The organism is Pantoea sp. MHSD4 (assembly GCF_021043305.1).
Classification (GTDB): domain Bacteria; phylum Pseudomonadota; class Gammaproteobacteria; order Enterobacterales; family Enterobacteriaceae; genus Pantoea; species Pantoea eucalypti.
The window spans coordinates 414,089-436,420 of the sequence record NZ_JAJNDH010000002.1; the positions used below are offsets into that span (position 1 = coordinate 414,089).

Below are 22,332 nucleotides of genomic sequence, written 5' to 3' on the forward strand. Positions count from 1 at the left end.
AGTCATCACGCACTCATGAAACACAAAAACAACACGCGAAAATGCGATAAGGAAAAGGCCATGGTCAGAGTTCGGGGTTGGATGGGCGTCAGCGCGTTGCTGCTTAGCATGGGGATGGCACACGCGGCCGATCCTGTGCGGGTCGGCTCAAAAATTGATACCGAAGGATCGCTGCTGGGCAATGTGATTCTTCAGGTGCTGGAAAAGCATGGGGTAAAAACTGTCAATAAAATCCAGCTCGGCACGACCCAGGTCGTCCGTGGCGCCATTACGGCGGGCGAACTCGACATCTACCCGGAATACACCGGCAACGGCGCATTCTTCTTTAACGATGAAAAAGACAGTGCCTGGAAAAATGCCGGCGCAGGCTACGAAAAGGTGAAGAAACTGGATGCGGAGAAAAACCATCTGGTGTGGCTGACACCGGCTCCGGCCAACAACACCTGGACCATCGCCGTGCGTAAGGACCTGGCGGAGAAGAACCAGCTTACCTCGCTGGCCGATCTCAGCGCTTTCCTGAAGAAAGGAGGTACCTTCAAACTGGCGGCCTCAGCCGAATTTGTCGAACGCAGCGATGCCTTACCGGCCTTTGAAAAAGCCTATGGCTTCGACCTTAAGCAGGATCAGCTGTTGTCTCTGGCGGGTGGCGATACCGCTGTCACCATCAGCGCGGCAGCACAGCAGACGTCGGGCGTGAACGCGGCGATGGCCTATGGCACCGACGGTCCGGTGGCGGCACTGGGCCTGCAGACGCTCAGCGATCCTAAAGGCGTACAGCCGATCTATGCGCCGACGCCGGTGATCCGCGAATCGGTGCTGAAAGCCTACCCACAGATTGCCGACTGGCTGAAGCCGGTCTTCAGCGCGCTTGATGAGAAGACGCTGCAACAGCTCAATGCGAAAATCGCGGTCGACGGTCAGGATGCGAGCAGCGTAGCGACTGAGTGGCTGCAGCAGAAAAAGCTGCTGTAACCGATGCTGATAGCGCGGGACGCGATACGCCGCCCGGCTCAGCAGCCGGTAGCATTGTTGCTGCTGACGCTGTTGAGTCTGGCGCTGGTGACCTTGCCGTTTCTTAACTTCGCTCCTAACCGGCTGGTGGCGGGTGAACCGCTGATGAGCTGGCAGGTCAGCAACGCCGGGCTGTTACTGCTGCCGCTGATGATGCTGTGGTTGCTGCTGTGGCGTCAGCCTGGGCGTACTACGCTGATACTGGCCCTGCTGGCGGCAGAGCTGCTGCTGGCCGCCATGCTCTGGCTCAGCGGTCATCAGGCGACACTACTCAGTCAGCAGGGCAGCCGTCTGGCACGAACCAGCTTTGCCAGTGGCTTATGGTGCAGTGGTGCACTCATTCTGCTGCTGATTACCGATCAGGTGCGTCAACTCACTTCCCATCGGCTGGCTCAGCTGCTGCTCAATCTGCAGGTCTGGCTGTTGCCGCTGTTGCTGCTGTTCAGCGGCCAGCTCAGCGATCTCTCCCTGCTGAAAGAGTATGCCAACCGTCACGCGGTGTTTGATGCGGCACTGAGCCGTCATCTCACTCTGCTGGTGGGTACAGTACTGCCAGCCTTAATGTTTGCACTGCCGCTGGGCGTCACGCTTTTCCGGAGACCCGACTGGCAAGGCAGTGTGTTTGGCGTCCTTAATGTTATTCAGACAGTGCCGTCAGTAGCGCTGTTTGGTCTGCTGATTGCGCCACTGGCCGGACTGGCGCAGCATTTTCCGTGGCTCAGTGACTGGGGCATTAGCGGCATCGGCATGGCTCCAGCCTTGATCGCGCTGGTGCTCTACGCCCTGTTGCCGCTGGTGCGCAGCGTGGTGGTGGGCTTGCAACAGGTGCCGCAGGAGGTGCGCGAAAGCGCGCGCGGCACGGGCATGAGTGGCTGGCAGCAGTTTGTCGCGGTGGATGTACCGCTGGCGCTACCGGTCTGGCTGGCGGGCCTGCGGGTCGTCGTGGTGCAGACGCTGGGCATGGCGGTGGTTGCGGCATTGATTGGCGCGGGCGGCTTTGGCGCGATTATTTTCCAGGGGCTGTTAAGCAGCGCGCTTGATTTGGTATTGCTTGGGGTGATCCCGGTGATTGCGCTGGCGGTCGTCATCGATGCGCTGTTCCGCCTGCTGATCTCACTGCTGGAGAGAGAAGATGATTGAGTTTGATAGCGTTTGCCGCGCGTTTAACGGCAAGGCGGCGGTGAAAGATCTGTCGCTGCAGGTGGCAAAAGGGGAGTTCTGTGTACTGCTCGGCACTTCCGGCTCCGGCAAATCGACCACCCTGAAGATGATTAACCGGCTGGTGGAGTATGACAGTGGTAAAATCCGCTTTGCCGGTGAGTCGATTCGTCAGCTCGATGCCCGCTCGCTCAGGCAACGCATGGGCTATGCTATTCAGTCGATAGGGCTGTTTCCACACTGGACGGTGCGAAAGAATATTGCCACGGTGCCGGTGCTGCTGGGCTGGTCCGGAGCAAAGATCAACGAACGCATCACGACGCTGCTGGCGCTGCTCAATCTCGACGAGCACCTGCTGAATCGTTATCCGCATCAGCTCTCAGGCGGTCAGCAGCAACGTGTCGGCGTGGCGCGTGCGCTGGCGGCTGATCCGGAAGTCCTGCTGATGGATGAGCCGTTTGGTGCGCTTGATCCGGTGACGCGCGGCGTGCTGCAACAGGAGATGCTGCGTATTCATCGCCTGTCGGGGCGAACCATCGTGCTGGTGACGCATGATATCGACGAAGCACTGACGCTGGCGGACCGCATCGTGCTAATGGATAACGGTGAGATTGTTCAGCAGGGCAGGCCGGTTGAGTTGCTGACCCAGCCGAAAAATGATTTTGTGCGCGACTTCTTTGGCCGCAGCGAAATGGGCGTACGGCTCTTGTCGCTGGAGCAGGTGGGTAATGCCGTGCGACGCGGCGAGTGGCTGGCGGGTGAACCGATTGCTGCAGGGCTGACGCTGCGCGACGCCCTGTCGCAGTTTATTGCACGGGGCACAGACAGACTCCCGGTCATTGACGATCAGGAGCAGCCGCTGGGCGTGCTCTACTTTGGCGACCTTCTGCGACAGCGCGAGGCATTAACATGCGCAGGCTAAGGGATCCGCTGTTGTGGCTGGTACTGCTCTATGGCGCGCTGCTGACGCTCATGCCTTTGAGTGGGCCGCTGTTTCATCTCTGGTTTCCGGAACTGGCCCGGCCACTCTATCAACAGGAGAGTTTCTGGCAGTTGACGCTGGCGCATCTGTTTCTGGTGATCACCGCCAGCCTGCTGGCGATCGTCATCGGCATTGGCAGTGGCGTGCTGGTAACCCGGCGGGCAGGGCGTGCGTTCCGGCCGCTGATAGAAACTATCGTGGCAGCGGGCCAGACTATTCCGCCGGTAGCCGTGCTGGCCATTGCGGTGCCGGTGATGGGCTTTGGTGCCTGGCCTGCCGTGGTGGCACTGCTGCTCTACGGTTTACTGCCGATTTTACAGGGAACCCTGGCGGGCATTGATAGCGTACCGTCCAGCAGCCGGGAGATCGCTATTGGCGTAGGCATGAGCAACTGGCAGCGGCTGTGGCAGATTGAGCTGGCGCTGGCTGCGCCGGTGATCATTGCCGGGATACGCACCTCGGTGATCATCAACATCGGTACCGCGGCCATCGCCTCAACGGTCGGGGCAAAGAGTCTCGGGTCGCCAGTGATTATCGGCCTAAGCGGCTTTAATACAGCCTACGTGATTCAGGGAGCGCTACTGGTGGCGCTGCTGGCGATAGTGAGCGACCGCCTCTTTGAGCGCCTGCAACGTCGGCTTAGCGTGAGTGAACGATGAGAGAGTATCCCACCAGCATGAGACCGCTGGTGCCGCCAACCGCCATAATAAAAAACAGCGTGGCGAAAAAGGCTTTTTTGACATTCATGACGGAAACCTGAACTTGTTAACAGTGAGGCGGGGATAATAGCGCGCGCAAGGCAGCAGGCAAAGCGCCCGGCGTGCGTTTTTTGTTATCAGCCGGGTTCATGTAACCGCACGGCATAGCCCTGTTCCTGCCAGTGTGACAGCTGTTCCTGCTGGCGACGGGTTAATTTTTTACCGGTAAATACAAACATATTCATGCCAGGAAAAAGTTCAGGACGCGGGACATCAAGCGGTTCAGCCAGCACATCAATCCGCCAGCCATGCTGTGAAAGACGCCAGCCTTCCAGCCAGATACGGGTACGATCGTCGGTACCCCAGCCAATGATCAGCGCATCTTTTCCCGATTTTTTGCGGCTGCCGGTCAGACAGAAAGCGACATAGTCGATCAGCAAACCATCCAGCAGGCTGCACATGGTTCGGGCAGTATTCTGGTCCAGACTCAGTTTCTGGCGTACAGGCATGAAAACGTGATCAATTAGCGCATCAATCGGATGTTCGCGACCAATCGCAGCAATTTTGTTACGCAGTTTAGCGGGTCTGACATGACGTAATACGCTGATTAGCTCATCCTGCAGTGTGGTCCAGCCATCGTGTGCATCAACATCGCCACCTTCCAGCAATGCCTTTACTTTACCGACCGGCACGCCGCTTTCAATCCAGCGCATGATCTCTTCAATACGCTGCACATCCTCTTCATCAAACTGACGATGTCCGCCTTCGGTACGTTGCGGCTTCAGTAAGCCATAACGACGCTGCCAGGCGCGCAGGGTAACTGGGTTTATGCCACAGCGCTCGGCGACGTCACCGATACTGTATAAGGTCATAAATTCCTCTTTCGATTGGTCTGAGTGTAATTACCATAACGAAGCAAACTAAGTTGTACAATACATTTCTCAATGTACAACTTGACTGATACGGCCCTTTTCAGCTATATCTCATTTGAGAGAGTGTTTCCCATAAGTGAGAAAAGTAATGTCTGAGCTGAATACTGAGCAACGACTGGCTGTGAGGCTGTCAGAGTTACGCCTGCAACGCGGCTGGTCGCTGGATGAACTTGCGGTGGCCACGGGCATCAGTCGTGCGACATTATCGCGCATTGAGCGAGGCGAGACCAGCCCTACGGCTGCACTGCTTAACCGTCTGTGTGTCGCCTACGGATTAACGATGTCACGCCTGCTGAGTGAGGTGGAGGAGGAGTCCAGTTTGCTGGTCACCAGCCAGCATCAGCCGGTGTGGCAGGATGAGGCCAGCGGATTTATTCGCCGCAATATATCCCCTCCTGCACTTCATTTCAGATGCGAACTGGTTGAGGGCAGGTTACGGCCTGGGGCGCGTATCGATTACGATGCACCACCCATCCATGGACTGGAGCAGCATATCTGGCTGCGTGAGGGCGGTCTCACCGTCACGATGGGATCTCAGGCGTGGACGTTGCAGCCAGGTGACTGTTTACGTTTTCATCTGACAGGAAAATCCGCTTTTGAGGCGCACCTGACCGACGGCGCGCGCTATCTACTGGTGGTGGCGAAACCATGATTGAGTACGTAACCCTCAGCGCCACCCAGGCGCAACAGAATCTGGCCGAACTGACCCATGTTTTACAGGGCTGTGTGGCAGATGGGGCCAGCGTCGGGTTTATTGATGCTGAAGACAGTGAGTTGATGACGCGATTCTGGCAGCAGCGAATCATCAGCATCACAGGCGGCGACAGCGAGTTAATCGTGGCGCGTCAACAGGGTCGCATTGTGGCGACGGTGATGATCAATAGCAGCGGCATGCCAAACGGCCGACACCGGGCGGAGATCAGCAAACTGCTGGTGCATCCGCAGGCACGCCGACAGGGCATCGCCCGTGAACTGATGCAGCGCGCCGAGCAGCGGGCGCGCGAGCGCGTCAAAACCCTGCTGGTGCTGGATACGCGCAGCGGCGATGTCGCCAGCGATCTCTATCGCTCGCTGGGCTGGCAGGTAGCGGGATCGATCCCGTTTTATGCGGAATCCACCGCAGGCGTGCTGGACGCCACCACCGTAATGTACAAAGTGCTGGCGTAAATCACCGCCGCCGGGCACGCACTGAAATTTACGACAGCGCACGAAAAATTCGGCGTGAAAGCTGACGCCGCCGGGATACTGTGTAAAAATACAGGCCATATTTTCAGTGTGGTAACGCAAATCATGGCCCTGACAGCCGCAGTAAAAAGCCAGATAGCGCAATGGTATAAAGCGCTTCAGGAGCAGGTGCCTGATTTCATCCCGCGCGCGCCGCAGCGCCAGATGATTGCCGAAGTGGCAAAATGCCTGGCCGGTGACGATTCGCGCCATCTGGCGGTTGAAGCGCCGACCGGCGTGGGTAAAACTCTTTCTTATCTGATCCCAGGCATTGCGGCCAGCCGCGCCCAGGAAAAGCAACTGGTCATCAGCACCGCCAATGTGGCGTTGCAGGATCAGATCTTCACCAAAGATCTGCCGCTGTTGAAGAAAATCATCCCCGACCTCACCTTTACCGCTGCTTTTGGCCGCGGGCGCTATGTCTGTCCGCGCAATCTGGCGGCGATGGCAGCCGACGCCGATCAGCAGGGCGATCTGCTGCTCTATCTGGACGATGATGCGGTCAGCAGCACCAAAGAGGAACAGACGCAGTGTGGCCGCTTACAAAAATCCCTGGACCGCTATCAGTGGGATGGCCTGCGCGATCACAGCGAAGAGAACGTCAGCGACAGCCTGTGGCAGCGCCTTTCTACCGATAAAGCAAGCTGCCTGGGCGCGCACTGCCACTGGTATCGTGAATGCCCGTTCTTTGTGGCGCGACGCGAAATCGAGCAGGTGGATGTGGTGGTGGCGAATCATGCGCTGGTGATGGCGGCGATGGAGAATGAGTCGGTGCTGCCACCGGCTAAAAACCTGATGCTGGTGTTAGATGAAGGGCACCATTTGCCCGACGTAGCCCGCGATGCGCTGGAGATGAGCGCCGACATTACGCCGGGCTGGAACAGCCTGCAACTTGACCTGTTTATCAAGCTGGTTGACAGCATCATGACGCAGATGCGGCCAAAATCGCCGCCGCCGCTGGCTAACCCTGAGCGGCTGAAAGCACACTGTGATGAGCTGCGCGAACTGCTGACCGTGACCGCGCAGGCGCTGAATCCGCTGCTGCCACCGCATAACCAGCCGGGCGAATTTCGCTTTGTGCTGGGTGCGCTTCCGCAGGAGCTGCTGGATCTCTGTGCCCGGCTGTTCAAACTCAGCGACGCGCTGCGCGGTTTGAGCGAAGGCCTGATCAATGCACTCAGTGAGCAGACTGGCAAGGTGGACGTGGTGCGATTGCATCGCAATCTGCTGCAGCTCAATCGTCAGTTTGGCTGGTTTGAGTCGGTGAGCAAATTGTGGCGGCTGGCGGCGATGGAAAAAGCGTCTGGCGCACCGGTATCGAAATGGATCACCCGCGAGCTGCGCGAAGGTCAGGCGCATCTGCTGTTTCACTGCGCCGGTATTCGCGTCAGCGATCAGCTGGAAAAGCTGCTGTGGCGCAAAATCCCACATGTGGTGGTCACCTCTGCCACACTGCGATCGCTCAACAGTTTCAACCGCCTGCAGGAGATGTCGGGACTCAGCGAAAAAGCAGGCGATCGTTTTGTGGCGCTGGACTCGCCGTTTAACCATGTAGAGCAGGGCAGGCTGGTGATCCCGCAGATGCGCTTCGAGCCGCTGATGACGCACGAAGCGGAGCACATTGCGGAGATGGCCGGTTTCTTCCGTCAGCAGATGGCGGAGAAAAAGCACAAAGGCGTGCTGGTGCTGTTTGCCAGCAACCGGGCCATGCAGCAGTTTGTCGCCTGTCTGCCTGACCTGCGGCTCTCGATGCTGGTGCAGGGCGATCAGCCGCGCAGCCGGCTGGTCGATTTGCATCGCCAGCGCGTCACCAAAGGGGAAACCAGTATTCTGATTGGCCTGCAGTCCTTTGCCGAAGGGCTTGATCTGAAGGGCGATCTGCTGAGTCAGGTGCATATTCACAAAATCGCTTTTCCCCCGGTGGACAGTCCGGTAATTTTGACCGAAGGCGAGTGGCTTAAAAGCCTGAAGCGTTATCCGTTTGAGGTGCAGAGCTTACCCAGCGCCTCATTCACCCTGATTCAACAGGTCGGGCGCCTGATTCGCAGCCATCAATGTTATGGCGAAATCGTTATTTACGACCGTCGTCTGCTGAGCAAATCCTACGGCAGTCGGTTATTAGCCGCGTTGCCGATCTTCCCGATTGCGCAGCCGGAAACGCCAGAGCCGGAAGCGATACCGGTCACCGTGGCGCCAAAAAACACGGTGCGAAAACGACGTCCCACGCGGCGCTAAGCCGCGCACTTAACCGGAAGCGAGTGATGGAACTGAATAAAATCATTAAAGAGATTGGGCGCGGTAAAAATCATGCCCGCGACATCGATTTTGATACCGCGGTGGCGCTGTATGGCGCAATGCTGGCGGGTGAAGTGCCGGATCTGGAACTGGGCGGCATCCTGATTGCGCTGCGTATCAAGGGCGAAGGCGAAGACGAGATGCGCGGCTTTTATCAGGCGATGCAGGCACAGATGATGCAGCTGCGAGCGCCAGAAAACCGGCCGATGCCGATCGTCATCCCCAGCTACAACGGCGCGCGCCGCCAGGGCAATCTGACGCCGTTGCTGGCGTTGCTGCTGGTGAAACTCGGCTTCCCGGTGGTGGTACATGGCGTCAGCGACGACGCGACGCGTATCACCAGTGAGGCGGTGTTTGCCGCGCTGGGTGTAACACCTGTCACCACCGCAGAAGCGGCGCAGGCGAGACTCGAACAGGGCGAACTCGTTTTTATTACTATCGATCACCTCTGCCCGCCGATGGCGAAACAGCTCTCACTGCGCTGGCGGATGGGCGTCCGTAACAGCGCACATACGCTGGCAAAACTGGCAACCCCGTTTGCAGAGCGTGCGGCGCTGCGGCTGTCGAGCGTGTCGCATCCGGAGTATGTGCCGCGCGTGGCGAAATTCTTCAGTGACATTGATGCGCCAGCGATACTGCTCAATGGCACCGAAGGGGAAGTCTATGCGAATCCGCAGCGCTGCCCGGCGATCAGTATGATTCAGGGCGCAGGCGTGGAAGCGGAAGTGTGGGTCGAGCGTCAGCCTGAAGTGGCGGTTGAACTGCCGGCGGACAAGACGGCAGAGGTGACGGCGCGCTGGATTGATGAGGTGCTGAATCAGCAGCGCCCGGTACCTGCGTCACTGCGATTGCAGCTCGCCTGCTGCCTGCGCGCCAGCGGCCAGTGCGACTCGCTGGCGGCGGCCGGGCAGCAGATTGCCGCTGCCGGATACTGAGTCAGGCGGCTGGCAGCGCCTGTTCAACCAGGTTCTGCCAGAAACGGATGCCAATCGGCAGCAGCGCGTCGTTGAAATCATAGCGAGCGTTATGTAGCGGCGCGGAGGGCGTCTCGCCATCCGCGCCCAGCCAGAAGTAAGCGCCGGGACAGGCTTCCATCATGCAGGCAAAATCTTCTGATGCCATCGACGGATTGACCTGCCAGTGAACCTGTTCTGCGCCCAGCGTTGCCAGCGCCACGTCGCGCACCTGCTCAGCCGGGGCCGCATGGTTAGCGGTGACCGGATAGCCCGGCAGCCAGTTAATCTCGCCGCTGACGCCAAACGGACGTGGCAGAGTCGTCACAAACTCATCAATCAGTCCGCGTACTTTTTCGCGCACGCTGGTCTGCAGGCAGCGCACTGTGCCGCGCAGCATAATCTGTTCCGGAATCACGTTGATCGCTTCACCCCCGTGGATCTGCGTCACACTGACCACCGCAGAGGCAAGGGGCGAGAGCCGACGCGAGGGAATCGTCTGCAGCGCCAGAATCAGCTCGGCCGCTACCACCATCGGATCGGCGCCGCTTTCCGGCATCGCCGCATGGCAGCTTTTACCGTGCAGGGTAATTTCGAATGAATCCAGCGATGCCATCATTGCGCCAGGATTAACAGCCAGTGACCCCAGCGGCAGCCCCGGCCAGTTGTGCATCGCGTAGATCGCATCCATCGGAAAGCGCTGGAACAATCCCTCTTCCACCATTTTGCGCGCCCCGCCCAGATTCTCTTCGGCAGGCTGAAAGATGAAATGCACCGTGCCGCTAAACTGACGCGTGGCAGCCAGCTGTCGGGCGGCGGCCAGCAGGATAGCGCTGTGACCATCGTGGCCGCAGGCGTGCATGACGCCAGGCGTCGAAGATCGCCACTCAGCGTCGCCTTTCTCTGTAATCGGCAATGCATCCATATCCGCACGCAGCCCGATAACCGGACCGGAACCGTTTTCCAGCGTACCGATGACTCCTGTTCCCGCCAGCCCACGAAACACCTGCAGCCCCGCCCGCGCTAATTCTTCAGCAATAAACTGGCTGGTTTGCTGTTCCTGGTAACCTAATTCGGGCTGGCGATGAAACTCACGGCGCCAGTGCAGGGCGTCTTCAAGCAGGGAAGGAGAAAGGGTCATGCAGCGTCGCGCTCCATACAGAATGAGAAGATTTCACTTTAGTGATTGGGTGGCGCGGCGTCTATCGCTGTCGGGACTAAATATGGCTATAGGCTAAATCAAAATGGAATAAGTAATAAGGAAGTGATTTCAGCGAGGGGTTTTACAATGGAAAAGTCAGAAAAACGGGGCAGGCCACAGCGCGCCCCGTTTAGTGAACGATATCAGACTATTTTTGCATTGGCAGGTTCAGGCCGTGCTCTGCAGCACAGCTCTGCGCCAGCTCATAACCTGCATCGGCGTGACGCATGACACCGGTGGCCGGGTCATTCCATAACACACGACCAAGACGCGCATCGGCCTCTTTGCTGCCATCGGCAACAATCACTACGCCAGAGTGCTGCGAGAAGCCCATGCCGACACCGCCGCCATGATGCAGGCTGACCCAGGTCGCGCCGCCCGCGGTATTCAGCAGCGCGTTAAGCAGCGGCCAGTCAGAGACCGCATCCGAGCCATCTTTCATCGCTTCGGTCTCGCGGTTTGGTGAGGCAACTGAACCGCAGTCGAGATGGTCGCGGCCAATGACCACCGGCGCTTTCAGCTCGCCGTTGCGCACCATTTCATTGAACGCCAGACCGGCAAGGTGTCGCTCACCCAGTCCCAGCCAGCAGATACGTGCCGGCAGGCCCTGGAAAGCGATGCGCTCCTGCGCCATATCAAGCCAGCGATGCAGCGTTTTGTGGTGCGGGAACAGCTCTTTAAGTTTGGCATCGGTCTTGTAGATATCCTCCGGGTCGCCTGACAACGCCACCCAGCGGAACGGGCCTTTGCCTTCACAGAACAGCGGACGGATATAGGCCGGGACAAAGCCAGGGAAGTCGAAGGCGTTGCTGACACCCTCATCCAGCGCTACCTGACGGATGTTGTTGCCGTAATCCACGGTCGGAATACCCATATGACAGAAGTCGAGCATCGCCTGGACGTGAACCGCCATAGAGGCACGCGCGGCTTTCTCAACCGCTTTCGGCTGTGAAACGCGCGCCTGTTGCCAGCGCGCCAGATCCCAGCCAATCGGCAGATAACCATTTATTGGGTCATGTGCCGACGTCTGGTCGGTCACGATGTCCGGCTTCGGCCCGCCCGCCCGGGCGCGTTTCACCAGCTCTGGCAGGATTTCAGCGGCATTGCCCAGCAGCCCGACTGAAATCGCTTTTTTCGCAGCAGTGGCTTCGCTGATGATGGCCAGCGCTTCGTCCAGCGTGGTGGCTTTGTAGTCTACGTAGCGGGTACGCAGACGGAAATCGATGCGTGACTCCTGGCACTCAATCGCCAGTACGCAGGCACCGGCCAGCACACCCGCCAGCGGTTGCGCGCCGCCCATGCCGCCCAGCCCGGCGGTGAGAATCCAGCGTCCGCTGAGGTCGTTGTTATAGTGCTGACGTCCCGCTTCCACAAAGGTTTCATAGGTGCCCTGCACGATGCCCTGTGCACCGATATAGATCCAGGAACCGGCGGTCATCTGGCCGTACATCATCAGGCCCGCTTTATCCAGCTCGTGGAAGTGATCCCAGGTCGCCCAGTGTGGCACCAGATTAGAGTTCGCCAGCAGGACGCGCGGCGCATCCGCGTGGGTGCGGAAGATGCCGACCGGTTTGCCGCTCTGGATCAGCAGCGTCTCATCCGGTTGCAGCGCCCGCAGCGAACGCAGGATCTGCTCGAAGCATGCCCAGTTTCGCGCTGCTTTACCGATGCCGCCGTAAACCACCAGATCTTCCGGCCGCTCGGCCACATCGGGATCGAGGTTGTTCTGAATCATGCGGTAAGCCGCTTCAATCAGCCAGTTAGCGCAGTGCAGTGTGGTGCCATGTGGCGCACGAATTTCACGTGCCACAGCCTGAGAAAGAGTTTCGCTCATAAGAGATTCCTTAATTCAAGAAGTTGGGCGCATGCTCGGCAGCAGCGCGGTCAATGCCTGAGGCCAGTCAGCGCGACTTGCCCACTGACGCATGGCCTCGATATCGGGTGCCAGCAGGCGATCTTCCTCAAGGAAAGCGACCTGCTCGCGAATGGTGTCGATGGCCTGCTCAATCAGCACAGAGCTTTTCAGCGGCCGGTTAAATTCAATACCCTGCGCGGCGGCCATCGCTTCAATACCGACCACCGCGGCGCTGTTAAAGCACATGCTGCCGAGACGGCGGGCGGCATAGGTCGCCATTGAGACGTGATCCTCCTGGTTAGCGGAGGTCGGCAGACTGTCTACGCTGCCCGGATGGGCCAGCGATTTGTTCTCAGAGGCGAGCGCGGCGGCGGTGACCTGGGCGATCATAAAGCCAGAGTTCACGCCACCGTCACGCACCAGGAAAGGCGGCAGGCCAGATAAGCCGCTGTCCAGCAGCAGCGCCAGGCGCCGCTCGGAGATGGCGCCGACTTCAGCAATGGCCAGCGCCAGGATATCTGCGGCAAAGGCCACGGGTTCGGCGTGGAAGTTGCCGCCGGAGATCACATCGCCGCTGTCGCTGAACACCAGCGGGTTGTCCGAGGCTGCGTTTGCTTCGATTTCCAGAATCCGCGCCGCGTGGCTGAAATTGTCCAGGCAGGCACCCATCACCTGCGGCACGCAGCGGATGGAGTAGGGGTCCTGCACGCGGCCGCAATGGGTATGCGACTGCAGAATTTCACTGCCCTCTATCAGAGCGCTGACGGCGGCGGCGACCGCAATCTGGCCCTGCTGACCACGCGCTTTATGAATACGGGCGTCGAACGGTTTCAGCGAGCCTTTGATCGCCTCCAGCGAGAGCGCACCCGCCATCAGACCGGCAGCAAACAGATTTTCACCTTCAAACAGGCCACGCAGCGCCAGCGCAGTCGAAACCTGGGTGCCATTGAGCAGCGCCAGTCCTTCTTTTGGACCGAGCACAAACGGCGACAGGCCGACGCTTGCCAGTCCTTCTGTTGCCGGGATCAGCTTACCAGCGAGCCGTACCTGACCTTCACCCAGCAGCATCAGCGACATGTGCGCCAGCGGCGCCAAATCGCCAGAAGCCCCGACAGAGCCTTTTTCCGGGATGCAGGGCATCACACCCGCGTTAAACAGGGCAAGCAGCGCCTCAACGAGTTCGATTCGCACGCCAGAGTGACCGCGCGCCAGACTGATGATTTTGGTTGCGACCACCAGTCGGGTGACATTGTCGGGCAGCAGATCGCCCAGTCCGACGCTGTGTGACAACACCAGATTACGCTGCAGATCCGCCAGCCGGCTGGCCGGAATTTGGGTCTGCGCCAGTTTGCCGAAGCCGGTATTAATGCCATACACCACGTTACCGGAGGCGACAATGGCATCTACGGTTTGCTGCGCCGCTGCAATCGCCTGACGCGCACGCTCATCGAGACTTAATGTGACATTACCCTGATAGATAGCGCGTAATGTGGCGAGGTCCACCTCGCCTGGCACCAGGCGCAATGCCTGAAACGAACCTGACATAGCCTACTCCTGTCGATACAAGTGTGCTGGTGAGGCGAAGCTGCTTCCCTTGCCCTGAACCAGCGGGATAATTCGAGTGAAACATAAGCATTAAATCTTGTCTATGCTTGTCTATACAATCAAACAAAGGAAGCAAAGGACGTGCCAGGCCGATCACAAAAATCGAATCTCCATGTGCTGCGGGTCGGGTGTTTAGCATGTGGGAGAAGCTGCACCATCAGGATGCGGAGGCTGCACCATCGGAGCATCGCGTGCTCTGCTGGATGTATATACATTCACGCAGTGAGACAGTAAACTCAGGGGACTTTCAGCATAAGGAACAGCAAATGGTTGAGCATACAGCACTGGCACAACTGGCGGCGGCAATGAGCGATGAACCTGCACCGATCTATCAGCGGGTGAAACAGGCCATCGTCAGCCAGATTCGTGAAGGGTTGTGGAAAGCGAATCAGCGTGTGCCATCAGAAAGTGAACTGGTCAATGAACTGGGCGTCAGTCGCATGACTATTAACCGGGCGCTGCGTGAGCTCACCAGTGAGGGATTTCTGGTGCGGATGCAGGGTGTCGGGACCTTTGTGGCGGAGATGAAAGGCTACACCGCCATGCTGGAGGTGCATAACATCGCCGATGAGATTGCCCAGCGCGGTCATCAGCACAGCGCAAAAATCCTTACCCTCGGTCAGAACAAAGCCGATCCCGAGCAGGCGGCCGTACTGGGTCTCACTACCGGGCAGACGCTCTTCCATTCGCTGATTGTGCACTACGAAAACGATCTGCCGGTGCAGCTGGAGGATCGTCTGGTCAATCCGCTGGTCGCGCCCGACTACCTGACGCAGGATTATGAGAAGATGACGCCGTACACCTATCTCATGCGGGTCGCGCCGCTGACGGCGGGTGAGCACATCGTTGAAGCGGTGCTGCCCGATGCGCGTCAGCGTAAGCATTTGTCGCTGGATGAGCACGAACCCTGCCTGCTGATTCGCCGTCAGACCTGGAGCGACACGAAAATCGTGACCTATGCGCGATTGCTCTATCCCGGCTCACGTTACAAACTGCTGGGCCGCTTCAGAGGACACGGTTAAGTCGGGTAAACAGCAGCCGGGCATCCGTGTCACACGGGCTGAGTTGTGTCTCATCATCGACCCACCACGTCCCCTGTTGCGCGCTCAGCTTTTCTCCGTCAGCCGTCTGCCATGCGCCAGCCAGCACCCAGGCGACGCCATGCAGCGCGCTGACCTCTGTGGTCACCACCTCCACCGTTGCCTGCCATTCACCACGTCGCGTCATGATATTAAAATCTTCGCTGACGCTGCCCTGCAGTTGTGCCGTTAAGGCGAGTTCGCCGGCAAACGCCCACGGCTTTTGCGGCGTCAACAGATGCTGCACGCCGGGCGCGGTTAACAACACCGGATCGCCGTGCAGCAGGGTGATAACCCGATCAATCTCCGGAAAGGGAGAGAAGGGGCCATCCTGCGCCAGGGTCGCAATACTGGCGCGCCAGCCAAAGCGATCTGCGCCGGGCGGGAAACTGATAATCTCACGGGTCTCACCGCCACCGTTGCGCCAGCGGCTGACTGCCAGATCGGCATATGCGAACCGGGCGATCATCGCAGCGCCGCCATTGCCTGAGCAAAGCGTGCGGCACACGCTGCCTGGTGCGGATGCACGCCATCTTTCACCACGGCTTTACCTGCAACATAGACGTCGCGAATCTGATCGCGCTGTCCGGCAAACAGCCAGCGGTTCATTACGGCGTGTGATTCCACGCTGCCGAGCCATGCCTCATCACGCAGCACCAGCCAGTCAGCACGTTGTCCCACCGCCAGCGTACCCTGCTGAATGCCGCACGCCTGCGCACCCCCTGCTGTAGCCTGTTGCCAAAGCAGATCGCCTACCGAGGGCTGGTCAGGCAGGGTGATTCGGTTGCGGCGCTGGTCGCGCAGGCGCTGCGCATACTCCAGCCAGCGCAGCTCTTCCTGGGTGCTCAGCGAGACGTGACTGTCGGAGCCAATGCCCCAGCGTCCGCCCTGCGCGATATACTCCACCGCCGGAAAAATGCCGTCACCGAGGTTGGCTTCGGTGGTCGGGCAGAGACCCGCCACCGCACCGCTGCGGGCAAGGCGTGACAGTTCGCTCTCATCCAGATGCGTGGCGTGGATCAGACACCAGCGCGTATCCACGTTAAAGCGGTTAAGCAGCCAGGCAACCGGCCGTTCGCCGCTCCACGCCAGTGAATCATTGACCTCTTTCTGCTGTTCAGCCACATGGATATGGACCGGCAGCCCAGGATCGCTGGCCGCCAGCACGTCGTGCATCTGACTTTCACTTACTGCCCGCAGCGAATGGAAACAGAGGCCACGATTCAGCAGTGGCCGCTGCTGCTGCCACTCCTCCAGCCGCGCCTGCTGTTGCAGATACTGGTCGGTCTGCTGGATAAAACGTTTCTGACCCGCCGTTGCAGGCTGACTGCCAAAGCCGCTGTAGCTGTAGAGCACCGGCAGCAGGGTCTGACCGATACCGGCGATCTCCGCCGCCTCGATCAGCTGTTGCAGCATCGCATCATCACCATAGGGTGCGCCGCTGGGGTCGTGATGCAGATAGTGAAACTCCGCCACCTGGGTGTAGCCGCCCTTCAGCATTTCGATGTAGAGCAGGGCGGCAATATCACCCACCTGCCGGGGTGTCAGGCGCTGCACCATGCGGTACATCAAATCCCGCCAGGTCCAGAAGCTGTCCTGAGGATCGCCCGCGACTTCTGCCAGCCCCGCCATGGCACGCTGAAAGGCGTGCGAGTGCAGGTTGGCGATCGCCGGAATTACCTCGCCGTTGAGCTGGACAGCATTCTCCGCATGGCTATCCGGAGCAATGGCATCGATAAAACCCGCCTGATTAACTGTGATACGAACCTGCTGCTGCCAGCCCTCTGCCAGCAGTGCACGCGGGGCAAAAAAAGTTACCATGGTTGATCCTCTCCGGATGTGGTTGTATATACATATACATACTTTGAGGCACAGTGTAAACGGTGGAGGCTTAGGCAGCGATGGCAGAAGAGATGCGTGTAGATACGGTATGGACCGGGGCCGACCTGGTTACCATGCGTGACGGAAAGTACCATCTGATTCCGCAAGGCGCGCTGGTGGTGCGGGCAGGTAAACTGGTATGGGTGGGCCCGCAGGCGGAGATGCCCGCGTTCGTCGCCGATCAGCATCATCAACTGCCAGGCGGCATCGTGACGCCAGGGCTGGTGGATTGTCATACCCATCTGGTGTTTGGCGGCGACCGCAGTCAGGAGTTTGAACAGCGCCTGAATGGCGTCAGCTACGCAGAGATCGCCGCGCAGGGCGGCGGCATTCTCTCCACCGTGCGCGCCACCCGCGCGGCCACGGAAGAGGAGCTGGTGGCGTCGGCTCGCTGGCGGCTCAATCGGCTGCTGGCCGAAGGCGTCACCACCGTGGAGATTAAGTCCGGCTATGGTCTGGATGAAGAGAGCGAACTGCGGATGCTGCGGGCGATTCGCCAGCTGGGAGAGAGCGTGTCCGCCGATGTGCGTTCCACCTGTCTGGCAGCACATGCCTTTCCGCCGGAGTTTAAGCACGACCCGGATAGCTGGGTCGATATCATCTGCGATCGACTCCTGCCGCAGGTACAGGCGCTGGGGCTGGCGGATGCGGTGGATGCGTTCTGTGAGCATCTCGCCTTTTCCCCTGCGCAGGTGGCGCGGGTGTTTGACCGGGCGGTGGCGCTGGGTATGCCGGTGAAATTGCATGCGGAACAGCTTTCGGCACTGGGGGGCGCAGCACTGGCGGCGCGCTACGGCGCACTCTCTGCGGACCATCTTGAATACGCCACGGAAGAGGATGCCAGGGTGATGGCAGAGCATGGCACCGTCGCGGTGCTGCTGCCTGGTGCGTTTTACCTGCTGCGTGAGACCCAGCGCCCGCCGGTGGAAAGCTTCCGGCGACATGGGGTGCCGATGGCACTGGCCAGCGATGCGAATCCTGGCACCTCGCCTGCGCTGTCGCTGCGTCTGATGCTTAATATGGGTTGCACGCTGTTTGGCATGACACCGGAAGAGGCGCTGGCGGGCGTCACCCTGTGGGGAGCAAAAGCGCTGGGGCTGGCTGACAGTCACGGCTCGCTGGAGGCGGGAAAAGTAGCAAACTTCGTGCACTGGCCGCTGGCTCGTCCCGCGGAACTGGTTTACTGGCTGGGTGGTGAGCTGCCCTGTACCGTTATTTATCGTGGAGAACCACAATGAACCCTTTCTATTTCACCCAGGGCAGCCTGCCGCTGCTGGTCAGCATTCCTCACGCCGGGACCGACCTGACACCCGACGTGGAGGCTGGATTAAGTGAGGCCGCGCGCGGCCTGCCTGACACCGACTGGCATATCCCGCTGCTGTATGATTTTGTGCGTGACCTCGGGGCCAGCGTGTTAATTGGCCGCTACTCCCGTTTTGTGGTTGATCTTAACCGTCCGCCCGATAACCAGCCGCTCTACACGACGGCCACCACTGGCCTTTTCCCGGAAACGCTGTTCGACGGCACGCCGACCTTTGCGCCAGGTAAAACGCCTGATGCCACGGCGCGTCAGGGCTACATCGATCAGATCTGGCAGCCTTATCATCAGCAGATTCAGCAGGAGCTGGCGCGGCTTAAAGCGCTGCATGGTTATGCGCTGCTGTTTGATGCTCACTCCATCGCCAGCGAAATTCCCCGCCTGTTTGAGGGCCGTCTGCCCGATATCAATGTTGGCACCAACGACGGTGCAAGCTGTACACCTGCCATGAGCGCGGCGATTGAAGCAGTATGCAGCGCACAGAACGACTACAGCTGGGTGATTAACGGACGCTTTAAAGGCGGCTACATCACCCGCGCTTATGGACAGCCGCAGCAGCATATTGAAGCCGTCCAGCTGGAGCTGGCGCAGCTCAACTACATGGATGAGATGCCTCCTTACGCCTGGCAGCAGGCGCGTGCCGCTCAGTTACAGAAAGTGCTGAAGGCGATGATTCATGCCATGCTGGCGCAGGCTAAACCGCAGTAAATCAGCGATGCGCCACGCCGGTGCAGCGCTGCGCTAATCGGGTGCAGGTGAGGGCAGCCTGTGTGGCTGCTCCCTTGCTACCGCCTCCATTCTTCGCTTTTTCAGAGCTGGCATAACCTTTGCTTGGTTGTATGTACAAGTACTGCAGTGCGTGCTCTATCTGAATAAATTCCGTCTGGCTCACAAAATGAAAAAGCCGGCAATGAACTGCGTTGCGTTAACTTGTATATACATGACATATCATCTTGTGGGGTTTATGTTAAATCTCATCAGGGCGATCACCAGGCCGCTACTTCAGGAGAACCGTATGACACACCCTCTGACTCTTCGTCGTTTATGTCTTACTACGCTGGTTTCCAGTCTGCTGCTCTGTGGCGTCAGCGCCCAGGCTAAAGAGTGGAAGTCGATCACCATTGCCACTGAAGGCAGTTATGAACCCTGGAACCTCACCCTGCCGGGCGGCAAGCTGGGCGGTTTCGAACCGGAGCTGATGGCGGATCTCTGCCAGCGCATGGCGATCCAGTGCAAGCTGGTGGTGCAGAACTGGGATGGGATGATCGCCGGACTGAATGCCGGAAAATATGACGTCATCATGGATGCGATTGTGATTACGCCCGACCGCAAAAAAGTGGTGAATTTCACCGCGCCTTACGCCTCAACACCCGCCACCTTTATCACGGTAAAAGGGTCACTGCTGCCCGCTGACAGCAAGATCATCAAACTCACTGACGATGAAAAAACCATTGAGCCTGCCATCGCACCCCTGAAAGCAGCGCTGAAGGGCAAAACGATTGGTATCGCCTCTGGCACGGTCTATACGCCGTTTATCGACAAATACTTCAAAGGGGTGGCGGATGTGCGTGAATACACCAGCTCAGCCGATGCGATTCTTGATTTGCAGGCCGGACGCATTGATGCGGTGTTTGACGATGTGACTTTCGCGCAGTCGATGCTGGCACGACCGGATAACCGCAACCTCAGTTTCAGCGGTCCTCAGCTGGGCGGCCCAATCTGGGGTGAGGGCGAGGCGATGGGTGTACGCATGGCCGACAACGATCTGAAAGCCCGACTGGATCAGGCGATTAAAGCCGCGCTGGCCGATGGCACAGTGAAAAAGCTGAGTGAGAAGTGGTTCAAAACTGACGTCACACCCTGAGTGAGGTAACTGATGATAAGCCTGCTGAGTTTTGGCCCGGACGGCTGGGGACGGTTGATTCTGAGTGCCACGCTGACCACGTTGCTGCTGTCGTTTTGCGCGCTGCTGGTCGGCGCGGTGGTGGGATCGGGCGTGGCCGCCGCAAAGTTATCCCCGCACCGGGCGGTACGCTGGCTGGGTGAAAGCTATTCGGTGATCTTTCGGGGTATCCCTGAATTGCTGGTGATCTACCTGTTCTACTTCGGTGGATCGGGACTGATCACGCAGATCGGACAACTGTTTGGCGCAGACGGTTTTATCGAAGCGCCGCCGTTTCTGATCGGGGCATTGGCGATCGGGCTTATCTCCGGCTCTTACCAGGCGGAAGTCTATCGTGCCGCGCGGCTGGCTCTGGCGAAAGGGGAGATCGAAGCCGCCGTCGCCATTGGCATGCCGCGCTGGCGCATCCGGCAACGTATCCTGTTGCCGCAGGTGGCGCGCTATGCGCTGCCCGGCCTGTCTAACGTCTGGCAGATGAGCCTGAAAGATTCCGCGCTGGTATCGGTGACCGGCATTGTCGAGCTCATGCGTGCCAGCCAGATAGCAGCCGGTTCCACCCGGGACTACTTCTCCTTTTACCTGGTGGGCGGTGCCTGTTATCTGCTGCTGACGCTGCTGTCGAATCGTGCCTTTCTGCGCGCCGAATCCCGTCTGGGTCGCGCCTGGCAAAGCCGCACCGCTGCACAGCATTAAGGAGAGTTATGATTGATTTTGCGTTCCTTACTGACACCTTCCTGAAACTCAGCGCGGCGCTGCCGGTCACGCTCGGCCTGTTTATCAGCGCCTTTCTCTGCGGGGGCGTGCTGGCGGTCGGTATTCTGGCGCTGCGCATGAGCCGCTGGCGGCTGCTGAGTGCATTCGCCCGCGGCTACATTCTGGTGTTTCGCGGCTCGCCGCTGATGATTCAGTTGTTCCTGATCTACTACGGGCTGGGACAGTTTGGGGTGATCCGCCACAGCGTCTTCTGGCCGTTTCTGCGTGAGCCTTTTACCTGCGCGGTGCTGGCCCTGTCCCTCTGTACCGCCGCCTACACGGCGGAGATCCTGCGCGGCGCGCTGCTGGCGGTCCCGCCCGGTCAGGTGGAAGCGGGGATGGCATGCGGCATGTCGCGCGGCCTGCTGCTGCGGCGCATTATCGCACCGGTGATGCTGCGTTATGCGCTGCCTGCGTACTCCACCGAAGCGATTCTGCTGGTGAAATCAACCGCGCTGGCGAGTCTGGTGACGGTGTGGGATGTCACCGGGGTCGCGCAGCAGATTATCCAGCGTACTTACCGCACTATGGAGGTGTTTCTCTGTGCGGCGGCGATCTATCTGATCCTCAACTTCATCATTGTTCAACTGTATGCCCTGCTGGAGCGGCGTCTGACACCGGTTCATAAACCGGAAAAAAAGCCGTTACCGGCCGCTAAGCCGATCCCCGGAGGAGAAAAAAATGTCTGAACTGCCACCTGTCACGCTGTCGGCCAGCGATATCCATAAATCCTTTGGCGCTATGGAGGTGCTGAAGGGCATCTCGCTGCAGGCGCATCAGGGCGATGTCATCTCTATTCTCGGTGCCAGCGGCTCCGGTAAAAGTACGCTGCTGCGCTGTATCAACCTGCTGGAGACGCCTGATTCTGGCGTCGTCAGCGTGGGCGGTGAAACCATTGAGATGAAGCGTCATGCACGCGGGCACCAGCTGGCGGCTAACCCGCGTCAGATTGAACGGCTGCGTTCCCGGCTGGGGATGGTGTTTCAGAGCTTTAATCTCTGGTCGCATCTCACCGTACTGCAAAACGTTATTGAAGGGCCGCACTACGTGCTGAAGCGCGATAAAAAAGCCTGCATCGCTCAGGCAGAACAGCTGCTGGATCGGGTTGGCCTGCTGAATCGCAAAGACTTCTATCCCGCTCAGCTTTCGGGCGGCCAGCAGCAGCGGGTGGCGATCGCCCGCGCGCTGGCGATGGACCCGGAGGTGATGCTGTTTGATGAACCGACATCGGCACTGGATCCGGAACTGGTGGGTGAGGTGCTGAAGGTGATGCGCAGCCTGGCCGAAGAGGGGCGCACCATGCTGGTGGTCACGCACGAGATGGGCTTTGCCCGCAACGTCTCAAACCGGGTCGTGTTTATGCATCAGGGCACGATTGATTGTCAGGGCACGCCAGAGGCGATGTTCGGCGAGGCGGGATCGGCGCGCTTTAAGCAGTTTATTTCCAGCCATCATCAGGTGGAGCCGGTGGTATGAGCGACGTC

21 protein-coding genes are annotated in these 22,332 nt (G+C 59.2%); 15 read left to right on the top strand and 6 right to left on the bottom strand.

Features of this window, described 5'->3' with window-relative positions; translation table 11 throughout:
- Positions 1–60: 60 nt before the first annotated feature.
- Genes osmF through LQK91_RS08785 form a run of 4 tightly spaced genes read left to right on the top strand, consistent with a single transcriptional unit; the run spans position 61 to position 3,810 of the window.
- Complete coding sequence (gene osmF / locus LQK91_RS08770; RefSeq protein WP_105099376.1) at positions 61–972, top strand: glycine betaine ABC transporter substrate-binding protein OsmF; 912 nt, start codon at positions 61–63, stop codon at positions 970–972.
- A gap of 3 nt (positions 973–975) precedes the next feature.
- Positions 976–2,151 (top strand): ABC transporter permease, encoded by a 1,176-nt coding sequence (locus tag LQK91_RS08775; RefSeq protein WP_105099375.1) that lies wholly within the window; start codon positions 976–978, stop codon positions 2,149–2,151.
- Entirely contained in the window at positions 2,144–3,091 is a 948-nt protein-coding gene (locus LQK91_RS08780; protein ID WP_105099374.1) for an ABC transporter ATP-binding protein, read from the top strand. The genes LQK91_RS08775 and LQK91_RS08780 overlap by 8 nt, the downstream gene beginning before the upstream one ends.
- Positions 3,079–3,810, top strand: a complete 732-nt coding sequence (locus LQK91_RS08785) for an ABC transporter permease (RefSeq protein ID WP_003851780.1) — start codon at positions 3,079–3,081, stop codon at positions 3,808–3,810. Before LQK91_RS08780 ends, LQK91_RS08785 begins: the two co-directional genes overlap by 13 nt.
- A 176-nt stretch (positions 3,811–3,986) precedes the next feature.
- Here the strand turns inward: LQK91_RS08785 and LQK91_RS08795 are convergent, their stop codons facing one another.
- Positions 3,987–4,721: a MerR family transcriptional regulator gene (locus LQK91_RS08795; protein WP_003851779.1), complete on the bottom strand. Its 735-nt coding sequence runs from the start codon at positions 4,719–4,721 to the stop codon at positions 3,987–3,989.
- Positions 4,722–4,869: 148 nt separating this feature from the next.
- Here LQK91_RS08795 and LQK91_RS08800 point away from each other — a divergent pair, with 148 nt between their 5' ends.
- The 4 genes from LQK91_RS08800 (at position 4,870) to ybiB (ending at position 9,235) form a co-directional block, all read left to right on the top strand.
- Positions 4,870–5,433, top strand: coding sequence for a helix-turn-helix domain-containing protein (locus tag LQK91_RS08800; RefSeq protein ID WP_105099373.1), 564 nt, complete (start codon positions 4,870–4,872; stop codon positions 5,431–5,433).
- Complete coding sequence (locus LQK91_RS08805; RefSeq protein WP_105099372.1) at positions 5,430–5,948, top strand: GNAT family N-acetyltransferase; 519 nt, start codon at positions 5,430–5,432, stop codon at positions 5,946–5,948. The genes LQK91_RS08800 and LQK91_RS08805 overlap by 4 nt, the downstream gene beginning before the upstream one ends.
- 123 nt (positions 5,949–6,071) lie before the next feature.
- Positions 6,072–8,240 carry an ATP-dependent DNA helicase DinG gene (gene dinG, locus LQK91_RS08810; RefSeq protein WP_105099471.1) on the top strand — a complete coding sequence of 723 codons (2,169 nt, stop codon included), beginning with the start codon at positions 6,072–6,074 and terminating at the stop codon, positions 8,238–8,240.
- A gap of 26 nt (positions 8,241–8,266) precedes the next feature.
- A complete protein-coding gene (gene ybiB, locus LQK91_RS08815) occupies positions 8,267–9,235 on the top strand; it encodes a DNA-binding protein YbiB (RefSeq protein ID WP_105099371.1) in 969 nt (322 codons plus the stop codon).
- A gap of 1 nt (position 9,236) precedes the next feature.
- Here ybiB and LQK91_RS08820 read toward each other — a convergent pair whose 3' ends face one another.
- The 3 genes from LQK91_RS08820 to hutH form a co-directional block, all read right to left on the bottom strand.
- A complete protein-coding gene (locus tag LQK91_RS08820; protein WP_105099370.1) occupies positions 9,237–10,394 on the bottom strand; it encodes a M20 aminoacylase family protein in 1,158 nt (385 codons plus the stop codon).
- Positions 10,395–10,602: 208 nt separating this feature from the next.
- Positions 10,603–12,288 carry a urocanate hydratase gene (hutU, locus tag LQK91_RS08825; RefSeq protein ID WP_003851765.1) on the bottom strand — a complete coding sequence of 562 codons (1,686 nt, stop codon included), beginning with the start codon at positions 12,286–12,288 and terminating at the stop codon, positions 10,603–10,605.
- Positions 12,289–12,303: 15 nt separating this feature from the next.
- Positions 12,304–13,854, bottom strand: a complete 1,551-nt coding sequence (gene hutH, locus LQK91_RS08830; RefSeq protein ID WP_039659252.1) for a histidine ammonia-lyase — start codon at positions 13,852–13,854, stop codon at positions 12,304–12,306.
- 326 nt (positions 13,855–14,180) lie between these two features.
- Here hutH and hutC point away from each other — a divergent pair, with 326 nt between their 5' ends.
- Entirely contained in the window at positions 14,181–14,936 is a 756-nt protein-coding gene (gene hutC / locus LQK91_RS08835) for a histidine utilization repressor (protein ID WP_003851761.1), read from the top strand.
- Here hutC and LQK91_RS08840 read toward each other — a convergent pair.
- Positions 14,920–15,462, bottom strand: coding sequence for a HutD/Ves family protein (locus LQK91_RS08840; protein ID WP_008925086.1), 543 nt, complete (start codon positions 15,460–15,462; stop codon positions 14,920–14,922). The genes hutC and LQK91_RS08840 overlap by 17 nt on opposite strands.
- Positions 15,459–16,814: a formimidoylglutamate deiminase gene (locus tag LQK91_RS08845; RefSeq protein WP_105099369.1), complete on the bottom strand. Its 1,356-nt coding sequence runs from the start codon at positions 16,812–16,814 to the stop codon at positions 15,459–15,461. Before LQK91_RS08845 ends, LQK91_RS08840 begins: the two co-directional genes overlap by 4 nt.
- 80 nt (positions 16,815–16,894) lie before the next feature.
- Here LQK91_RS08845 and hutI point away from each other — a divergent pair, with 80 nt between their 5' ends.
- The 6 genes from hutI to LQK91_RS08875 all read left to right on the top strand — a co-directional run bounded on the left by hutI (position 16,895) and on the right by LQK91_RS08875 (position 22,324).
- Positions 16,895–18,112: an imidazolonepropionase gene (gene hutI, locus LQK91_RS08850; protein WP_105099368.1), complete on the top strand. Its 1,218-nt coding sequence runs from the start codon at positions 16,895–16,897 to the stop codon at positions 18,110–18,112.
- Positions 18,109–18,900: an N-formylglutamate deformylase gene (hutG, locus tag LQK91_RS08855; protein WP_008925089.1), complete on the top strand. Its 792-nt coding sequence runs from the start codon at positions 18,109–18,111 to the stop codon at positions 18,898–18,900. Before hutI ends, hutG begins: the two co-directional genes overlap by 4 nt.
- A 307-nt stretch (positions 18,901–19,207) precedes the next feature.
- Positions 19,208–20,056 carry a transporter substrate-binding domain-containing protein gene (locus tag LQK91_RS08860; RefSeq protein WP_105099367.1) on the top strand — a complete coding sequence of 283 codons (849 nt, stop codon included), beginning with the start codon at positions 19,208–19,210 and terminating at the stop codon, positions 20,054–20,056.
- 12 nt (positions 20,057–20,068) lie between these two features.
- Entirely contained in the window at positions 20,069–20,788 is a 720-nt protein-coding gene (locus LQK91_RS08865) for an ABC transporter permease (protein WP_003851749.1), read from the top strand.
- Positions 20,789–20,796: 8 nt separating this feature from the next.
- Entirely contained in the window at positions 20,797–21,537 is a 741-nt protein-coding gene (locus tag LQK91_RS08870) for an ABC transporter permease (RefSeq protein ID WP_008925091.1), read from the top strand.
- Positions 21,530–22,324 carry an ABC transporter ATP-binding protein gene (locus LQK91_RS08875; RefSeq protein ID WP_003851746.1) on the top strand — a complete coding sequence of 265 codons (795 nt, stop codon included), beginning with the start codon at positions 21,530–21,532 and terminating at the stop codon, positions 22,322–22,324. The genes LQK91_RS08870 and LQK91_RS08875 overlap by 8 nt, the downstream gene beginning before the upstream one ends.
- Positions 22,325–22,332: the final 8 nt, after the last annotated feature.